Annotated in this window: 17 protein-coding genes and 1 tRNA gene; 10 read left to right on the plus strand and 8 right to left on the minus strand. The window is 38.5% G+C overall.

Annotated features, from left to right (window positions below):
* Nucleotides 1-81: 81 nt before the first annotated feature.
* Nucleotides 82-1185 carry a hypothetical protein gene (locus V6C71_18815; GenBank protein HEY9770514.1) on the minus strand — a complete coding sequence of 368 codons (1104 nt, stop codon included), beginning with the start codon at nucleotides 1183-1185 and terminating at the stop codon, nucleotides 82-84.
* A 575-nt stretch (nucleotides 1186-1760) separates the two neighbouring features.
* Here V6C71_18815 and V6C71_18820 point away from each other — a divergent pair.
* From V6C71_18820 to V6C71_18840, 5 genes are all read left to right on the plus strand, one after another.
* Nucleotides 1761-2786, plus strand: a complete 1026-nt coding sequence (locus tag V6C71_18820) for an amino acid ABC transporter substrate-binding protein (GenBank protein ID HEY9770515.1) — start codon at nucleotides 1761-1763, stop codon at nucleotides 2784-2786.
* Nucleotides 2787-2795: 9 nt separating this feature from the next.
* Nucleotides 2796-3947, plus strand: coding sequence for an ABC transporter permease subunit (locus V6C71_18825; GenBank protein ID HEY9770516.1), 1152 nt, complete (start codon nucleotides 2796-2798; stop codon nucleotides 3945-3947).
* Nucleotides 3948-4636: 689 nt separating this feature from the next.
* Nucleotides 4637-6154, plus strand: a complete 1518-nt coding sequence (locus V6C71_18830) for a reverse transcriptase domain-containing protein (protein ID HEY9770517.1) — start codon at nucleotides 4637-4639, stop codon at nucleotides 6152-6154.
* Nucleotides 6155-6622: 468 nt separating this feature from the next.
* Entirely contained in the window at nucleotides 6623-7462 is an 840-nt protein-coding gene (blaOXA, locus tag V6C71_18835; protein HEY9770518.1) for a class D beta-lactamase, read from the plus strand.
* A gap of 223 nt (nucleotides 7463-7685) precedes the next feature.
* Nucleotides 7686-8576 carry an alpha/beta fold hydrolase gene (locus tag V6C71_18840; protein HEY9770519.1) on the plus strand — a complete coding sequence of 297 codons (891 nt, stop codon included), beginning with the start codon at nucleotides 7686-7688 and terminating at the stop codon, nucleotides 8574-8576.
* Between the two features lie 88 nt (nucleotides 8577-8664).
* Here the strand turns inward: V6C71_18840 and psbN are convergent, their stop codons facing one another.
* The gene (gene psbN, locus V6C71_18845) at nucleotides 8665-8796 is read right to left on the minus strand and encodes a photosystem II reaction center protein PsbN (protein ID HEY9770520.1); all 132 of its coding nucleotides are present in this window, start codon (nucleotides 8794-8796) and stop codon (nucleotides 8665-8667) included.
* 83 nt (nucleotides 8797-8879) lie between these two features.
* Here psbN and psbH point away from each other — a divergent pair, with 83 nt between their 5' ends.
* Both psbH and V6C71_18855 read left to right on the plus strand, forming a co-directional pair.
* Nucleotides 8880-9083 (plus strand): photosystem II reaction center protein PsbH, encoded by a 204-nt coding sequence (gene psbH / locus V6C71_18850; protein HEY9770521.1) that lies wholly within the window; start codon nucleotides 8880-8882, stop codon nucleotides 9081-9083.
* A 118-nt stretch (nucleotides 9084-9201) separates the two neighbouring features.
* Complete coding sequence (locus V6C71_18855) at nucleotides 9202-9471, plus strand: TatA/E family twin arginine-targeting protein translocase (GenBank protein ID HEY9770522.1); 270 nt, start codon at nucleotides 9202-9204, stop codon at nucleotides 9469-9471.
* Nucleotides 9472-9704: 233 nt separating this feature from the next.
* Here V6C71_18855 and V6C71_18860 read toward each other — a convergent pair whose 3' ends face one another.
* The 4 genes from V6C71_18860 to V6C71_18875 form a co-directional block, all read right to left on the minus strand.
* A complete protein-coding gene (locus tag V6C71_18860) occupies nucleotides 9705-10202 on the minus strand; it encodes a DUF58 domain-containing protein (protein HEY9770523.1) in 498 nt (165 codons plus the stop codon).
* A gap of 54 nt (nucleotides 10203-10256) precedes the next feature.
* Entirely contained in the window at nucleotides 10257-10886 is a 630-nt protein-coding gene (locus V6C71_18865) for a hypothetical protein (GenBank protein HEY9770524.1), read from the minus strand.
* 364 nt (nucleotides 10887-11250) lie between these two features.
* Nucleotides 11251-11655 (minus strand): MoxR family ATPase, encoded by a 405-nt coding sequence (locus V6C71_18870; protein HEY9770525.1) that lies wholly within the window; start codon nucleotides 11653-11655, stop codon nucleotides 11251-11253.
* A 39-nt stretch (nucleotides 11656-11694) separates the two neighbouring features.
* Nucleotides 11695-12198 (minus strand): AAA family ATPase, encoded by a 504-nt coding sequence (locus V6C71_18875; GenBank protein HEY9770526.1) that lies wholly within the window; start codon nucleotides 12196-12198, stop codon nucleotides 11695-11697.
* A gap of 321 nt (nucleotides 12199-12519) precedes the next feature.
* Between V6C71_18875 and V6C71_18880 the strand changes: the two genes are divergently transcribed.
* The 3 genes from V6C71_18880 to V6C71_18890 all read left to right on the plus strand — a co-directional run bounded on the left by V6C71_18880 (nucleotide 12520) and on the right by V6C71_18890 (nucleotide 16898).
* A tRNA-Val gene (locus V6C71_18880) sits at nucleotides 12520-12591 on the plus strand.
* Between the two features lie 67 nt (nucleotides 12592-12658).
* On the plus strand, nucleotides 12659-14605 hold the full coding sequence (locus tag V6C71_18885; GenBank protein HEY9770527.1) for a helicase-related protein: 1947 nt from the start codon (nucleotides 12659-12661) through the stop codon (nucleotides 14603-14605).
* Between the two features lie 58 nt (nucleotides 14606-14663).
* Nucleotides 14664-16898, plus strand: a complete 2235-nt coding sequence (locus tag V6C71_18890) for a hypothetical protein (GenBank protein HEY9770528.1) — start codon at nucleotides 14664-14666, stop codon at nucleotides 16896-16898.
* A gap of 155 nt (nucleotides 16899-17053) precedes the next feature.
* Here the strand turns inward: V6C71_18890 and V6C71_18895 are convergent, their stop codons facing one another.
* Complete coding sequence (locus tag V6C71_18895) at nucleotides 17054-18307, minus strand: hypothetical protein (GenBank protein HEY9770529.1); 1254 nt, start codon at nucleotides 18305-18307, stop codon at nucleotides 17054-17056.
* A gap of 95 nt (nucleotides 18308-18402) precedes the next feature.
* The gene (locus V6C71_18900; GenBank protein HEY9770530.1) at nucleotides 18403-18615 is read right to left on the minus strand and encodes a hypothetical protein; all 213 of its coding nucleotides are present in this window, start codon (nucleotides 18613-18615) and stop codon (nucleotides 18403-18405) included.
* Nucleotides 18616-18690 lie beyond the last annotated feature (75 nt).

Below are 18690 nucleotides of genomic sequence, written 5' to 3' on the forward strand. Positions count from 1 at the left end.
AGCATATGCGAAGCGGTATCCTTTAGGACTAGCTCTGCGTCGCACAGAAAAACACGAATAGAACAAATTAAGGTGATGTGATTAAAAAGGGAATTCAATATTCAGCCTAGATTCAAAATTACCGTCGGTTTTTAGATCGGCATTTAAGCCAATTGAACCTAATCCTGCTTTAGTTTTCCAGAAAGCACTCCCGCTAGTAAAGTTGGTGTCGCGATCGAGATTAGCTTTTATTCCTAAGTCACCTAAACTAGTATTTGTACCCAACTTAATACTGCCGCCTGTAAAAGTACTATCTTCATTGAATTGGCCATCAACTCCGATCCTTGAACCAAATAAAAGCTTAGTATCCCAGGAAGCATCGCCACCGTTAAATTTAGTATCTTCATCTATACGAACATTGACAGCTACGAAACCAATTACAGTATTGCTTGCAACCTTGATGTTTCCTCCAGTAAAAGCGCTGTGGCGATCAAAGTTACCTTTGATTGATAGTGAAGCCAGATCGTTTTTGGCATTCCAAGCAGCATTACCGCCACTGAAGTTAGTGTGCTCGTCAAAATTTCCTTGAACTACAATTACACCCAGGGATGTCTTGGCATTCCAAGCAGCATTGCCTCCAGTAAAAGCAATATTTTCATTAAAGTTACCTTTGATTGCCAAAGAACCTATAGCTGTCTTGGTTTGCCAACCAGTAGTAGCTTTAATTGGTTTAATTTGATTATTGACATTAACCACCAAATTGATCGAACCTATAGCTGTATTGCTTTGCCAAAAGGCTTTGCCTCTATTGAAATTGGCCTGAGAATCAAAATTGCCGTCGAAAGCCAGAGAACCAAGCTGAGTATCGGTTTTCCAAGTGGCATCCCCTGCTTTAAAAGGAATTGAGCGATCGTCGATATTGTAATTTGTTTCCCTTTCTAAATTGCTATGGTGTTCTAAAGTAAGAGTGGTAAAAGTTGAATTAAAAGGTTGAACGCGATTAGTAGCTATTTTTTGCTTAAAATCGAGCAAATATAAAAGTTCAGAGTCAGTAGTTCCTAAAAACTGTTTTGGAGCAATTAACTCTAGATTTTCTGGGGCGTAGTAGCTAAAAGAAACAGGCTGTCCAGATTCATTCAAAATCTGAATCGGTTCCAGAAAAATAATTGATGTGCCGAGAAATACTTCTGTTACAGTTAACCACATGAATAGCTCTGTAAATAAATCTGAGCGCTAAAAAAAAATTATAAAAATTACAAATGAGCATTTTTACTCATCACCAGTTTATCCGATCTAAAATTTAATCGCCATAATCTAAAAGCTAAAGAATATTGCTATGTCGTAAATGGGCTTGAGTAACAATTTTGTAACTAAAGTGATTAAGCGCGTCGGCAACTATTAAGAAGTTTATCAACGCCATATCGGAGTGCCTTTTAACTTAAAACGTGGAACGAATGCTTTATGGCGAGATGGCGGTTTGATGTATTCTCTTCGTTAGGCATAAATTAGTTACGAGTTATTGCCTTATTTTCGGAGTTACCAAGAATTTTTTAAAGCATAACTACTAAATTAGATCATCATTAGATTATCGCTATGCAACATTGATTACAAACAAACAATCGAAGTAAATATTACCTTTTTATTACGAAGATTAATACATTATAAATTATGGCTTTATACTCAGGAAATTAACCTATAAATTAACCAAAAAAATATTTTTAAAACTAGTTATGTCTGCGAGGATCGATTTAAAATTTAAGCTAAGCTCTATATTAATAGCATTGATACTAATTATTGGCGGTGGCTGTAGCAATAGCAATAATTCTGAAAACAATGCAGCACAAACAAAAGATAGCGCTAATGCTGGCCGTTTGGCGACAGTGAAAGAGCGGGGTAATTTAGTCTGTGGCGTAAATGGTCAGCTACCTGGATTTAGCTTTGTCGATGAAAATGGTGAATATTCAGGAATGGATGTCGATCTTTGTCGCGCTGTGGCAGCAGCGTTATTCGGCGACTCTACCAAAGTAGAGTTTCGAGATCTCGGCGCACAAGAGCGATTTGTAGCGGTGCAGTCAGGAGAAGTAGATTTGCTCAGTCGTAATACAACCTGGACCTTAAACCGTGATACTTCAGTGGGGATGGAATTTGCCCCCACAACTTTTTACGATGGTCAAGGACTATTAACAACCACAGCGAGCAATATTGAAAAATTAGAAGATTTAAATGGTAAATCCGTCTGTGTTCTATCTGGAACAACTAATGAACAAAATTTAGCCGATCGCATGAGAAGATTAGATCTAAACTATTCTCCTGTAGTATTTGAAGATGTAGACTTGCTGTACGCTGCTTATGAACAAGGGCGTTGCGTCGCTGCAACTAGCGATCGCTCTCAATTAACCGCCCGTCGTGCTGTATTGCCTAATCCAGACGAGCATCAAGTCTTAGACGTAGTATTATCAAAAGAACCTCTAGGTCCTTTGACGGCTAACGGTGATTCTCGGTGGTCTGATGTGGTTAAATGGTCTACTTATGCCATGATTGAAGCCGAAGAATTAGGCATCAATTCCCAAAACGTAGATAGCTTTGCCCAGACAAAAGACCCTGAAATTAGGCGATTTTTGGGGCTAGAAGGAAACTTGGGACAAGATATGGGATTACCAAATGATTTTGCTCAGAAAATTGTCAAACAGGTAGGCAATTATGGCGAAGTTTATCAGCGCAATATTGGTGAACCTTTTAAATTAGAAAGAGGCCTTAATGCTCTATGGACAAACGGCGGTTTAATGTACTCTCCTCCCTTTAGATAGAGAAGCACCATGCAGGCTGAAAAAGTTCCTCTATGGCGAGACAGTCGGTTAATTAAAATTGCCGGGCAGATTGTAGTTTTGGCGATCGTTATTATGGCGATCGCCTGGTTGGGGAATAATTTGCTCAACAATTTCCGACGATTGAACTTAACCTTTGGCTTCGATTTTTTGTCTCGCGCTGCCTCATTTGGAATTGCTAACCCCCCAATTGAATACAGCCCTACCGATCCTTATACCCGCGCTTTGGTAATCGGGCTATTAAATTCTCTCAAGGTAATGTTTTTTGGCATTATTATCGCCGGTGTTTTGGGAATTAGCGTCGGCATTGGGAGACTATCTGATAACTGGCTGGTACGAAAATTGGCCGCGGCTTATGTTGAAATATTACGTAACACTCCGTTGTTGCTACAGCTGTTCTTTTGGTACTTTGCGGTTTTCTTGCGACTGCCAAAGATCGATCGCCCTTTAATTGTGGGTGACTTTCTTTTTCTAAGCAATCGTGGATTAGATATTCCCTGGCTGATAATTAACTCACGTACTGGGATAGCGCTCGCAGCTATTATCGGCTGTATTTTACTGGCTATAGCTGCCTGGAGAAAAAGAAATAGCGCAGTTGAACAAGGACAAAATCCTCAACCCTGGATCTGGTTGGTTGGGGGAAGTGCGATCGCGATGCTGCTGCTTTTTTTGTTTGGTATTGATTGGGCTGTACCTCAGCTACAGAACAATTCCCTTACGGGTGGGCTAAATCTATCCCCCGAATTTGCAACTCTTTTAATCGGCTTGGGCATATATACCTCGGCGTTTATTGCCGAAGTGGTGCGGGCGGGTATTCAATCCGTAAGTCAAGGACAATGGGAAGCTGCCAAGGCATTAGGCTTAAAATCATCAGCGATGATGCAGCTAGTAATTTTTCCCCAAGCATTGCGGGTAATGATTCCGCCTTTGACTAGCGAATTTTTAAACTTAGCTAAAAATTCTAGTTTAGCGATCGCCGTGGGCTACAGCGATATATATGCGATCGGCAGTACAATCTCTAATCAGACAGGTAAGTCGGTAGAAGTCTTGCTAATTGTTATGACTGTTTATCTAGCCATTAATTTGATTATTTCTTTTATGATGAATCGCTTGAATAGTTCGGTTCAGTTAAAGGAAAGATAAGTCAAGTAATAAGTCTATCACGGATAAGCGGAGCAGCGGACGCGAAGCTAATCCTTTAGGGCGGTCTTGGGCTTTGCAAGGCGCGTTTTGGGCGGTCACGTTTCTCGTCACGAATACTCTTACTCAGTGCGATTCGTTTCTAGCCTAATAAATAAGCTAGACAGATTATAGACCCCTTGGTTTATAACTGAACTCTCAATTGATGAAGGTGAAAGTCCTTCCCGCCAAGTCCAGGCGTGACTCAAACCTGTCCACTCTGACCAGACTCGGAATTCTGGAGGGAGAAGCTGGAAACAGGGCGAAATCAGAGGTTATTTGTACTAATCACACTGCCGCTAAGGAAATCCCATGATGAAACAGAGCCTAAAAAAGCATCCTAGAGTAACACGAGAGTACAAAAATCAAAAAATCTCGATGTCGTTGATGTAATAATGCTCGCAGCATATTGAGTAGATAGCTGTAAGGACATGAGCAATCAACGGATGAATTGGCTACATCTAAAGGAACGAAAATAAACATCCTGAAAAGGAAAGTTTAATCAAATGAGGGAACGAAAAGAAACAAGTGCAGAGTCCAAGACTAGTCGAAGTCCTGGTAGGTATGACGAGATACGGAAATCTCAGCACTTGGGTAGGATGACCCGTAACTGGGTCAAGGCTTAAAGAAAATATTTTACGGAGTAGAAGCGCATGATTGGACACAGCAGTAATGCTAGTGAATTATGGGAATTCGAGGACTGGAAGAAATTCCAAAAGACGACTTTCCGCCTTCAAAAGAGAATATATTCAGCAGTTAGAAACGGAGACAAGCGTAAAGCAAAGTCATTACAAAGACTCTTACTAAAGTCGGAATGTGCGAGGATGATAGCTATTCGCCAGGTAACACAACTCAACGCAGGTAAGAAGACTGCTGGAATTGATGGCAAAACTGCGCTCACGCATGAAGAGAGATATGAACTCGAATCAGTATTGAACGAAGATAGTCACAACTGGAAACACAATAAACTTCGTGAAATACCAATCCCCAAAAAGGACGGTACAAAACGAATACTAAAAGTTCCCACTATCGCAGATAGAGCATGGCAATGCCTTGTGAAATTAGCTTTAGAACCAGCACATGAAGCAACATTCCATGAGCGAAGCTACGGGTTTAGAACAGGTCGAGGAGCGCATGACGCTCAGAAAATTCTATTCTTAAATCTCAACAGTAGAGCTAACGGAAAAGATAAAAGAGTTATTGAACTCGATATCGAAAAATGCTTCGACAGGATTAACCATACCGCTATTTTAGACAAGGTAATAGCACCTCAGTTTATTAAACAGGGATTATTTAAATGTCTAAAAGCTGGAATTAATGCCGAGTTCCCCGAACAAGGTACACCCCAGGGTGGAGTAGTTAGTCCATTACTTGCAAATATCGCTCTAAACGGAATTGAGGAAATACACCCATCTGTACGTTATGCAGACGATATGGTAATAATCCTCAAACCCAAAGACGATGCAGAACAAATACTTGAAAGAATTAGCCAATTCTTAGCAGATAGAGGACTAAAAGTAAGCGAGAAAAAGACCAAGCTAACCGCTACGGCAGATGGATTTGATTTCTTAGGATGGCATTTTAAAGTGCAGTCCAACGGAAAGTTTCGGTGCGTTCCCAGTGAAGGCAATTATCAGAAATTCCGTGAGAAGGTTAAGGAAATTGTCAACAATTCTAACTATGGTGCAGAGGTGAAAGCTAGTAAACTAGCACCTATCGTTCGAGGATGGAGATTTTATCATAAGTACTGCAAGATGGATGGCTCTAGATTTAGTCTATGGCACATAAATCACAGAACTTTTACAGTCTTCAACAAAGAAAAAAAACAAGACCGTTATAAAGCTACGAAATTAGTCGATATGGCGTTCCCAAATGTTTCTTACTCCGAGAACAGATTCGTAAATGTCAAAGGCAATAAATCTCCATATGATGGTGATTTAGCGTACTGGTCTAAAAGGAACAGTGTCCTATACGACGGATATACAGCCAATGCATTAAGACGACAGAACCATTCATGTGAACATTGTAAACTCAAATTGACTTCAGAACAGAGAGTACATCTACACCATGTAGACGGAAATCACTCCAATTGGAATTATAGCAATTTGAGAGCAATACATGAGTCATGTCATGACTACATACATATGAAGCACAAGGGAATCAAGCCCTAATTAAGTCGGGAGCTGGGTGCGGTGAAAGTCGCACGCCCAGATCTAACAGAGAGGCGCGGTAGGTAATACTACCCGTCGACTCTACCAAAGCCGCCGCCCAAGTATAGCGATATGCGAAGCGGTGACGCGACGTAAGGAGGACGCGACGTAAGGAGCTAATCCTTTAGGAATCCTTTAGGGCTAATCCTTTAGGAATCCTTTAGGACTGCTTCAAGAAGCTACGCCCTAAAGGACTAGCTTCGCGTCGCAAATAATGAGTTTTTTCTATTGCAACCAACTGTTTTTTTCAACCAATTGTCCGTAATATCAAATAATTAATGACGCAGTGCGATCGCCGATAAAATTTAGAATACTTGTTTTTGGCCGAGTTTATCGTAATTATGTCTTAAATCGGCTTGAACTCATACTCGCAAGCGACAAGTTGAATAGTACAAAGTACAATGTCAACTGTCTCGAACAGCAAGAATCATGAACAAACTAATTAATTTAATATTAATATTCGTTTTGACAATAGTTGGTAGTGGCTTGGGCATAGAACATCAGGTTTATTCGCAAACTGAACCAGAAATAGAGCAAATTAATTTTCAGCAGCATTTTGCTAATTTAGGAGTAAATGGTTCGATTATCATTTACGATCTTAACCGCGATCGCTTTTATCAACATAATCCCAATCGCAATAATGCTACCTTTCTCCCAGGTTCAACCTATAAAATTCCTAATTCACTAATTGCTTTGGAAACTGAGGTAATTAAAAATGATGTTGAGGTTCTTACTTGGGATGGAATTGAAAGAGGTTTAGATGATTCTCCTATTCCAGAATGGAATCAAGATTTAAATATGCGCCTAGCTTTTAAGTATTCTGCTATTTGGTTTTATCAAGTCCTTGCCCGTAAAATTGGTCATCAAAGAATGCAGGATTTTGTTAATAAAATTCAATACGGCAATCAAAATATTGGTGCAGCCGAAAATCTCGATAACTTTTGGCTTGAGGGAGAGTTGAGAATTACACCTCAACAGCAAATTGACTTTCTCCGCCGTCTTGAGCAAAATGAATTACCTGTTGCTCCAAAAAATCTCGCTCTAGTTAAAGATATTGCAATTACCGAACAAACATCTAATTATGTGCTTCGAGCAAAAACAGGATGGGTTACTTCCGTGACACCACAAATAGGTTGGTATGTGGGTTATTTGGAACAAAATAATAATGTTTATTTCTTCGCTACCAATATTGATATTGTGACCGAAAAAGATTCCGCAGCACGATTAGAAGTTACTAGACTATGTTTACAAGACTTAGGACTATTCTGATTTCTTCAAGCGATCGCTCTGCCCCAAACTGAAACATCTGCGTCTTATTATGAAATCTACCTTCAAGCAGGGTACTATCCGATCCCAGTTATCTACAAATCGTACTCAACTAAAAATTTTTATCGAAAAGCGTCTTGGCATAAATGAAATTCCTCTTGCTGAAGACGATGGATTTTTTGTACGATCAATAAAGACTCTTTAAATATTAAACCTCATAAAAATTGTGACTATAAAATCGTTATCTAAAAACGATCGCTGGTCAAAACTAGACTGGCATTGGCAAGGACATAAAATTCGCTACACTGTGGCTGGGACAGGCAAACCATTATTATTAATTCATGGCTTTGGGGCATCAATTGGTCATTGGCAGAAAAATATTCCTGTACTAGCAGAGGCAGGGTATAAAGTTTTTGCTTTAGATTTATTGGGCTTTGGCGGATCTGATAAAGCTGCTTTAGATTACAGTTTAGAACTATGGCAATCACAGATTAAAGATTTTTGGTCAGAACATATCAATGAGCCAACCATATTTATTGGTAACTCTATCGGTGCTTTACTAGCATTGATGCTATTAACCAACCATCCTGAAATTGCTGCGGGAGGAGTGCTGATCAACTGTGCGGGGGGTTTAAATCATCGACCAGGCGACCTCAATCCTATTTTAAGTGCAGTAATGGGTACATTTAATAAATTGATTAGCCATCCCGTTGCTGGTAACTTTATTTTTAATAATATTCGTCGCAAAAGCCAAATTCGCCGTACTCTCTATCAAGTTTATTGCGATCGCAATGCAGTGACGGACGAACTGGTAGAAATGCTTTATCAACCATCCTGCGATCTAGGCGCACAAAAAGTTTTTGCCTCAGTCTTGAGCGCGCCCGCAGGTCAATCTCCTAACGAGCTTTTAACTAATCTCTCCTTGCCATTACTGGTAATTTGGGGCGAAAAAGACCCCTGGACACCAGTAGCTGGGGCAAAGATCTATCAGGACTTGGCGAATAATAATCCTGAAGTTCAGTTTCAGATTATCCCCAATGCTGGACATTGTCCTCACGATGAAAACCCCCAAGCAGTCAATGCGATAATTATCAATTGGCTGGCTAATTTAAATTAAAGCAAAAAGTCAGGCGTAATTTGCTTACGCCTGACTTTTTATGGGTAGCATAAATACCCATGTCAATTATTACTAGCTAATCGTTTTTTCAATCTTCGTGATCTTCAAAAGGATCGCCTAAATCAGCGGATGGTGGACCAAAAGCTGTATAGATAGAATACCCAGTGATAGCTACTAATATAGTGCCAATGCTGATGCTAAGAACTATTGCAGGTTCCATAAGTAAATATAAATTATGATTACTCTTACTCTATAATATTACAGAAGATTACGAAAAATCTGATATTACATTATTATTGGACTATGTCACAACAAACTCGTTTGGGAAATATTCTCAGGCCGCTTAACTCTGAATATGGTAAAGTTGCTCCTGGCTGGGGAACAACCGTGCTAATGGGAGTATTCATGGCTTTATTTCTGGTTTTCCTCTTAATTATTTTGCAGCTTTATAATTCTTCTTTAATCCTAGAAGGAATCGATGTGGATTGGAGAACTTTAAGTCGCTAGACGTAAAGCAACACATTTATTGACTATTGAATTAGCTAATAACCCTGCTCGATCCGCAACCAACTGAGGATCGAGCCAATATCTAATTAATTTACTAAATTTACAGGAAGTCAAGATAATGAACATTTTTGGCATTGGTTTACCAGAAATGGCTTTAATTACAATTGTTGCTCTATTAGTATTTGGTCCGAAGAAACTACCAGAAATTGGTCGCAGCGTTGCTAAAACTCTGCGCAGTTTTCAGGATGCTTCTAAAGAGTTTGAAAATGAGTTTAAAAAAGAAGCGCAAAAAATTGAAGAATCTGTCAGCATGAATGCCAAGCTAGAATCTGCAAGCGATCCTAAGCTAGCCGAACATACTGATAGTACTCCTACTACTAAGTCTTAAAATATTAGCCAGATTCAACAAAGCTTAATTGTCTTAATTAAGCACCGTTCAAACTGTTGTTCTATATGTTGATTTAGGTTGCTTCATAGGAGTAAATGGCAATAGTTATAATAAGTTACGGGTTTTTAATTGCAGATAGCGATCGACTAACTCTTCACTAAGGCGATCGCATGGTGCATCTAAGACTAATACACCTCGCTGTCTTAATTGAGCAAAAGCTAGCTGACGTTGGGCTAATAAGTATCTTTAGTATTATCTGTGGGAGAATGGGCAATCTGCTCGACTATTGGATCGTTTAGAGTAACACAAAAAGGTAAATAGCGCGGGGTTAGACGAGTCATTGCGCCGAGTAATTCACTAGAAGCCGTAACATCAACTAGATCGGTAATTACAACCACTAAAGCGCGTCGAGTCTGCTGGGTAATTACCTTAGTTACGGCTTTAAGATAATCAGGTTCTAATAATACAGGTTGAATTGATGTCAGGCGATCGACTAGTTTTGATAAATGATGGTTACCTCTTTCTGGAGGTATCCAAGTAGTAATATCGCGATCGAATACAGCAACTCCAACTTTATCGCCACGACTTAACCCCGCCAAAGCTAGAGATAGAGTAGCATTTAAACCCCAGTCAAATCGTTTCAAGCCTCCAACCTTAGCCGTCATCAAGCGCCCGCGATCTAATAAGATAAATAAAGTTTGCTCTTGTTCTGGTTCTAATACTCTTACCACAGGGCGACTGGCAAAGCCACAGGGCGAACCAAGAACGCGCCGCGCCGTAGCTTTCTAATCAATCAGACGAATATCTTCTCCTGTGCGATATTCGCGTAATTCGGCAAATTCTGTACCTTTTCCGCGTCTTTTTGCCTGACGCATAGCACCACTATTTTCAATAGTTAAACGGATTGAAAGTTCCCTTAAGGCAATTAAGTCAGGATAAACAGTTACTTTCTGTTTGGCTGGTATTGTCCAATTGCGCCAGGTTAAACCGAATTTACCCAACTGACGTACTTGAATATCTCCCCATTCATATTCTCCACGACTATTGGGGCGAATAGTATAGGTTTGCTTGCTAATGCTATTGCCAGCTAGGTTAACCTCTAAAGTGTTTTGGTTTGCCATAAATTCTGAAGGAAAAGCATCACGGATTAAGGCGATCGCCTTTTCTTTGCCAGATTTGATGTTTAATTCAATTAAATTATCTCTACCAACAGAAAGACGATCTATCTTCTCTCGTGTTACTTCAGCAGCATGGTTTTTAACCTCAGACGCATCCATAATTGTTGCAATCAATAAAGCAAAATTATAAATTCGTAAAAAATTCAGACTTATTTGGCGATTAGTCAAAACATCTAGCAGCGCAGCACTAATACCACCTATTGATAGCAGTACATAACATCGTCGGGATGGAATCATGTTTTATCTAAGATAAAAATTTGTTTAACAAACGGCTGAAGCACGATAAATTGCGATTTAAACTGCGCCATTATTGCGATCGCTAATACTCCGAAACTAATTTAACCCAGCCTTTAGCCTTTGAGGATCTTTGATCTAGTTTAGTAGTAGCCTGTTCGACTGTTGGTGCTAACCACAAATAGACATATTCGATAAAGCCTCGTAACTCATGACTGTTTAAACTATGGAAAGGATTGATTATCTACCTGCTTAAAACCAGCTTGAACCAGCAATGTTCCTAGAGATTGTCGTTGAATTAGTCTTATTTGTTCCTGATTAGAGTAACCATGAATATAATCCATATTTTTGCAGGATAAAAAATAAATTACCGCGGCACAGATACTTGTTTCAATACAAATGCTATAAGTTCATCAAGCTGTACATTGTCTAGCTGCGCTTCGGGTTTGAGAATTAAACGGTGGCGCAGAAGTGGCGCAGCAATTTCTTTTACGTCATCAGGGATAACGTAGTTTCTTCCCGACAGGCAAGCGTTAGCTTTACTAGCATTCAACCAAGCCACAGCCGATCTCGGTGATGCACCTAAAGCTAAATCTGGATGTTGACGGGTGCGTTCAACTAAATCAAGTAAATAGTCTAATATATTATCTTCCACCTGAATATCTTGTACCTGTTGCCTTAAAGTCAAGATATCTTCTACAGTTGCGATCGGGTCAATTAAGTCTAAATCAAGTTTTTTTGCCTTAAATCCACTTTGTGCATTGACTAACATCTGTTTCTCTGCCTCTTTGACAGGATAGTTGACCAGTAGCTAAAACATAAAGCGATCTAGCTGTGCTTCGGGTAGAGGATACGTTCCCTCAAATTCCCAAGAGTTTTGCGTAGCAATTACCCAAAATAGCGACGGTAAAAGCATTGTTTCCCCATCCAAGGTAATCTGCTGTTCTTCCATAGCTTCAAGTAAAGCTGCTTGAGTTTTGGGAGGAGTGCGGTTAATTTCATCAGCTAGTAAGATTTCAGTAAAAATAGGTCCTTTTTTGAGGATAAAATTACGGCTATTAAGGTCAAAAATATTTGTCCCCAAAATATCTGAAGGGAGAATGTCAGGAGTTAATTGAACACGACGAAAATCCGCAACAATTAGTTTAGACAATACCTTGACTAATAAAGTTTTACCTGTTCCTGGCACACCTTCAATAATGACATGACCACCACTTAGTAAAGCAACCAGTAATTGTTTCACTAAATCTGATTGACCAATGACGATCTCGTCTATCTTTTGACTGAGATTATTTAGCAAAGAATTATTTGACATTAAACATTGCACTTAAAATTTAATTTTTGCTCTTGGAGATTTGATTACAGTAGTCGTTTTAACTCTTTGCTAGCTTGATGTAAAGCTGAAAACGCAATAGACTTATCTCGACAATCCTTGTCTCGATTAATTCAACGCATCGCTCGATTTAAAATTTTAGGGGACAGATTATATTTTTGCTCAAATCAGCACTACAGCTTTTATACTTTCTGTGGCAAATAAGTTTGCATAAAAAACTCTAATGCTGTTATACTAACCAAGTGTCAAATTAAAAGCTTAAAACTTACAACTAACAAGGTTTTCAAGCTAATAAAGGTTCTGGGGCGATTAGCTCAGCGGTAGAGCGCCTGCCTTACAAGCAGGATGTCACTGGTTCAAATCCAGTATCGCCCATTCTTTTTTAAATACTAATGTACATTAATGTGTGTGACAGGTGTTGTACATTAACTAATTATTTGTCATCGGTAACAAATTATTAGTTAATGTACAACCAATCAAAGCCTTGCTTAATAACCAGGCAGAAAGATTAAAAACCTACACCGAAATGGTAGGTTTACGACGTTTTGTTTGGCATGGAGATATCAAAGCATCAGAGAAAAAAGCGTCGCTCAAAGAACCTGCCCATATTTTAATGACTACCCCTGAGTCATTAGAGGTAATGCTTTTGTCTTCCAAAGTTCCTCACGCGAAACTTTTCGCAGATTTACGAACAGTTATAGTAGATGAGATTCATGCTTTAGCAGGAAGCGATCGCGGTACTCATTTAATTTCTGTATTTGAAAGGTTATTTCGCTGTACCCAAAACGATGTGCAGCGTATTGGCTTAAGTGCAACAGTTGGCAATCCTCAAGATATTTTGCAATGGCTACAGGGAACATCTCAACGACAAGGCTGCATTATAGATCCGCCTCACGTTCCCTCTAAAAAAGACCTCCGCATTTACTATCAAGAAACCACAAGAGCGATCGCTCAACAAGCTAGTCAAATAGCTCAAGGTCAAAAAAGTCTTTTTTTCTGTCAAAGTCGCTCATTAGCCGAAAAAATTGCCGAGCAAATGCAAGATAGAGATATAGACGTATTTGTACATCATAGTTCTGTATCAGCAGAAGAAAGAACCACTGCCGAAGAACGTTTTCATCGTGGTGGTAACACCAGTATTGTCTGCACTTCTACCTTAGAACTAGGAATTGATGTGGGCGACTTAGATTTAGTGCTACAAGCCAATGCTCCTACTACTGTTTCTTCATTTCTCCAGCGCTTGGGAAGAACAGGCAGAAGATCGGGTCAAAGAGCTAACACCACCTTTTTTTGTGAAGATACAGAAACAGTTCTCCAGGCGATCGCATTAGTCGAATTAGCCAAAAAAGGCTGGGTTGAATCTGTATCAATAAACAATCGAGTTTGGTCGGTATTAGTTCATCAGATTTTAGCTCTCACACTTCAATTTGGCGCAATTAGTGCAGACCAATGTTGGCAACAATTATCAGTCATTTCCGATTTCTCTGGCATTAGCCACGCTGAATTTGAACATTTAATCGCTCACATGGTTCGGGAAAACTTCTTATTTCTCTCACAAGGATTGCTTTCGATCGCAGATAAAACAGAAAAAACTTTTGGTCGCCGAAACTTCAGGGAAATTTATGCCGTTTTTAGTAGCCCTCAACTTTACAAAGTTGCCACCGAAACAGATTACGTTATCGGTTCATTAGAACAAAATTTTGTTGATAAGCTTGTTGAGGAAATGAGTTCTTTTCTTTTAAGCGGTAAAGCGTGGATAGTAAATTACATTAATCATCAAGATAGAACAGTAAAAGTAATACCCGCCCCTCGTGGCAAACAACCTACCTGGGGTGGTTTTATTCCTCAGCTACTTAGCTTTGAGGTGTGCCAACAGATCCAGGAATTGCTCGTAAAACGCGATCGCATTCCTTATATAGATGAAAAATCACAATTATCCCTGAATGAATGGAGAAAAGAACTAAGTCCAGTTTTAGATTGTGCAGGAATTAACATTAGTATTGAAGGGGAACGAGTTCTCTGGTGGACTTTCGCTGGCGGACAAATCAATCACACTCTTAAGTATGGAATCCAGGTTCAAAAAGACTGGAAAATCGTCGCTGACAACTTTAAATTAAAAATTGAAGGTAGTGGACTTACTCCTCAGACATTACAGCAAACAATTGTCTATTTGAGTACTAAAGATTTTTGGCAAGATGCTTCAACTAAATCATTCATCAAAGCTAACTTACCGAACTATAGACTGAGCAAATTTCAATCTGCTTTGCCAGCCAACTATTCTTTAGAAATAGTTGAGAATTACTTGTTGGATATATTTAACACTATCAATTTTTTGGGTGAATTTTTAAACAGAACAAAAATAAAACAAGAAGCGTTTGGTGGAGATTGATAAGTTTTGCCATTTTGGGAACACTTAAATTAATGAAGCAATAAACAAATTTTTTAAAATGGTTCAAACGATTACTGATAATAATAAGCTTTCCAGATCTGTTCAGATTGAACAAATTATTAAAAAACGGCAGCCATTAGTCAATCAAATAAAAGCAGTACAAGAAAACCTCAACTTTATATCCGACTCAGTAAATGAAATCAAAGATAAACGCGACTGTCTATTAAAACAGGTAGATGATGCGATAATTATCGCCAAATTGGAGGATATTAGCTGTTTATCTATCATTGACAAAATTAGCTCTGAATTGAATGCTTTGGAAAAGCTAACGTCTCGTTTTTCACGCCGTACTTTAAACATTGGAGTTGTGGGTAGAGCAAGACAAGGTAAAAGCCGATTATTGCAAAGTTTAACTGGACTATCGAAAGCTGAAATTCCCGATGGAGACGATCAACACTGTACGGGAGTTAGAAGTAATATTTATCATATTGCGGGAATAGAAACTTATGCTGAAGTTTATTTCCATTCAGAATATTCTTTTTTAAATGAAGTTATTACTCCTTATTACCAACAGCTAAACTTAGGAGATGTACCTAAATCTGTAGAGAAATTTGCTAATTCTCCATTGCCAGAATTAGACACAATCAAGGTAGCGTTAGACAAAGCCAAGTACGAGCATCTTAAAAAATATCATCAGCATATCGAGCGATACAACCACTTATTTCAGCAAAATACTCATCTACGAATCACCAAAGATCAAATTAGAGAGTATGTAGCTCAAGACAATGTACAGGGAGACCGTATTTACTATACATATCTGGCTGTAAAAAAAGTAGATATTTATTGCACCTTTCCTAATCAAGATATCGGACAGATTGCATTAGTAGATATGCCAGGTCTAGGGGATACGGGAATTGGCGATGCCGAACGGATGATTAAGACTCTGGGACAAGATATAGATGCAGTCTTGTTTGTTCGTATGCCCAAATCGATGGGAGATGTTTGGTCAGAAGAAGATGTAAGTCTTTATGATTTAGCAAATAGCACCTTGACTGACTTACCAATTCAAGAATGGTCTTTTATGGTTCTCAATCATGTTGTTGCCATTGATAATTATAAAAACTGTATTAGTCTGAAAAATGATATTGCTAATCAGCACATTGATGTTCAAGCCGCTATTCTTTGTGACTGCGCTAATCAAACAGAAGCACAGACAGCAGTACTAGATCGAGTAATTGATTATTTAACTCAAAGAATTGATGTTTTAGATCACAAATATGCCTCAGCTTGCCAGTATAGACTGCTAGGACTTCAAAAGGAAATCGATCGAGAATTAGAAAAAGCTAATACTGCCTTTGGACAGAAAACAACTTGTGATTGGTCTCGATATTCTGTCCGCTTATTTCATAAGCTCTGGAATGAACTGAGAGAAAACCTTGAAGGGCTTACCAGATCTATGATTCAATACAGAGATGCTGAAGATGAGAGTTTTGCTTCAGCAGTAAACCAAGCCGTTAAACATTGTCGCGATCATCCTGGTGTTCCCAGTGTCGAGCAAATTCTCAAGAAACGAGATCGCTATGGTTCATTTGAAAGTGCCTATTCAGAATGTCAACATGAAGTAAGAACTAGATTATCTAAACGTTTTCTAAACCTTAATATTGCTCTACGAGAATCTTTAGAAAAATCAAAGTCCCAAGTAGCTACCGTATTAGCAGAATATGCAAAGCTAAAATACATCGCATCAGGGGAAGGTAGCGTTCTTTTACTCAACATGGAAAGAAAAATACCTGAAGATTTGGCAGATCTTAAATTGGGTTTTTCAACCTTAGCTAGCTTCGATTTGCAATATCATGGTTTAATTCAGCATCGAATTAGAAAACATTTAGATGTTTTGACTCCCGACAGAACCAAATATAAGTTTAATGATTTATTTAGTAATTTTTTGGGTCAGCCTAATAGCAACGAAGAAAAGGCTAAGAAAATATATCAAAATCTTCGTCAGGCACAAATTGAAGCCGTAAATAATTGTGAAAAAGAGCTTAAAAATATACTGGTTGAACCTAGTCAAGCAGGTTTTGCAATTATCGAAGAATTCGTAGATCGTGTTGTTAGAGCTGAAGGGATAAGAGAAGAATGGGAGATTTTTTTACAGGAGTTTGCTTCTCAAATTTGGCAAGAACAGTTTGCATCAGTAAATTCTAGTTCTCTTCTCAAAGAAGAATGGATGTACGTAATTAAGCAAGTACAGCAAAAGAACACAATAGAAAGTTTTAAATTTGCTCATAAGTGAGCAAGATGATCGACGCTAGTTTTTTATGCTTGATTGGTTAGTTAAGAAAAACGTCAAACTAATTTAAATTTACAGTCTCTTTGAAAGCGGGCGATCGCTCGCTTTCATTTTAAAATTTTAAAAGTGCGGAAGAAGAGTCTGTCTTTATTTCTTGCTCAACAAGGTAATGTGTACCAACTAGCCTCTTCTTGTTTACTAGGTAATAGCTCAAGACTACTTTTAACTCCTGTTTTTTGGCATAGGAAAGCAAAATCTTGTAAGGTTTCTAATCTAGCTGATAGCTCGCTAAAAGTATCTAGATATTCTGCTACTGCTACTTGCTGATAAATCCAACTGCGATCGTATTGTGAAGTATAAGACATCTGAAATTCAACTGCAATGTCATCCTGCTTTTCTTGTTTTTTCTCTAGAGATAAATTGCGATCGCCTGAAGAAATATTGATGATTCTATTTACTCTTTCTTGACTAATATGTTGCTTGAATACTGGTGCTGTAAATCGATAGGTTGTGTTTAGTTCAGGACGCTCTCGTTTTAATAAACTATTTGCCCATTGTTCGGCATTTTGTTTAAATTTGGGAACTTCTAAACTGAGTAATTCTTGTGCCTCATCAAACATCCCAACTTCTAATAATAAATGAGCCTCTGTTGCGGTAGCTACCGCCCATCCTTGAGTAGCTATATCAGCTAATAACATCTTTTGGGGTTCTAATTCAGGGGTAATTTGTAATGCTTGGTCACACACGATCATCCGTACTTTAGAAGCAACTTTTAAAGCGGACTGAATAGAAGTATTGGGGAAGCGATCTTTTGCTATTAATTCGGCACGTAGTTCGGCTATTTCTTTAATTAGAATTGTCCGATAAAGTTGATTAATCGCATCCGCGAGATGAATTTGCCCTTGTCGATTTTCTTGCACTAATAAATGTAGGTATGCTAATTGTCCAGATAAGACATCAAAACGTTCGTTAATATTTTTAAATCCTGCTTCCATTGACTGCTGCATTTTACCCAAGGAAGTTTGGATTTTATTGAGTTTGTAACCCATATAAGCAAATCCAGCGACGCTAATTCCTACATTGAGTACGCTAGCTCCTGCTGCAATTTGAGATAATCCTAATATGGGATTTAGCATTTGTTGAACTTGATTCAGTTGGCTACTAACTTTATTCAACTTGTGAATAGTAATACCATGACCAGCAATATCTGAAGTAATTTTAGCTGCACCCAACAATGGATTGGCAGCAAAAGTCATTAAATTACTTGTTAGTGCAGGAGATTCTACTAAATGACGTACAATTTGACCCGTGGCTGTTTCTCTAATCACACCACCATATCGTGTCAAAGTTCCATTTAATAAACCTTGAATTATAGCTGGATCTTTAATTAAAAAAGTTGGATTAATTATCATCAGTATTACCTCAAACTAGCGACTGTAAAACTCAGTATTTTCATAAGCTTTACACGATAATCTGGGAGAAACTGTAAATTGAGGCGATCGCTTTCCTAATTCGATCCAATAGTCGCAATAGTAAAATTAGGATTAGTTAACCTAGCTACTGACTCTTCATAAGCCTGTCGAAACTCTAATAAAGAATCTTGAATATTCGGACTATCTAAAATATCAGCATGATTTTGAGCTAAGTCAGCGATAGCATTACCTAATTGTTTCAAGCGCTCGCGAACTTGCTCAAAAATACCGTTAATTTCTGTTGTCATGTATTTTATTTATGGTGCGAGAATTAAGCACAGCCTTACACAAAGGCTATATTTATATTCTTCCCAAACAACTAG

It is taken from the genome of Coleofasciculaceae cyanobacterium (genome assembly GCA_036703275.1).
Lineage (GTDB): Bacteria > Cyanobacteriota > Cyanobacteriia > Cyanobacteriales > Xenococcaceae > Waterburya.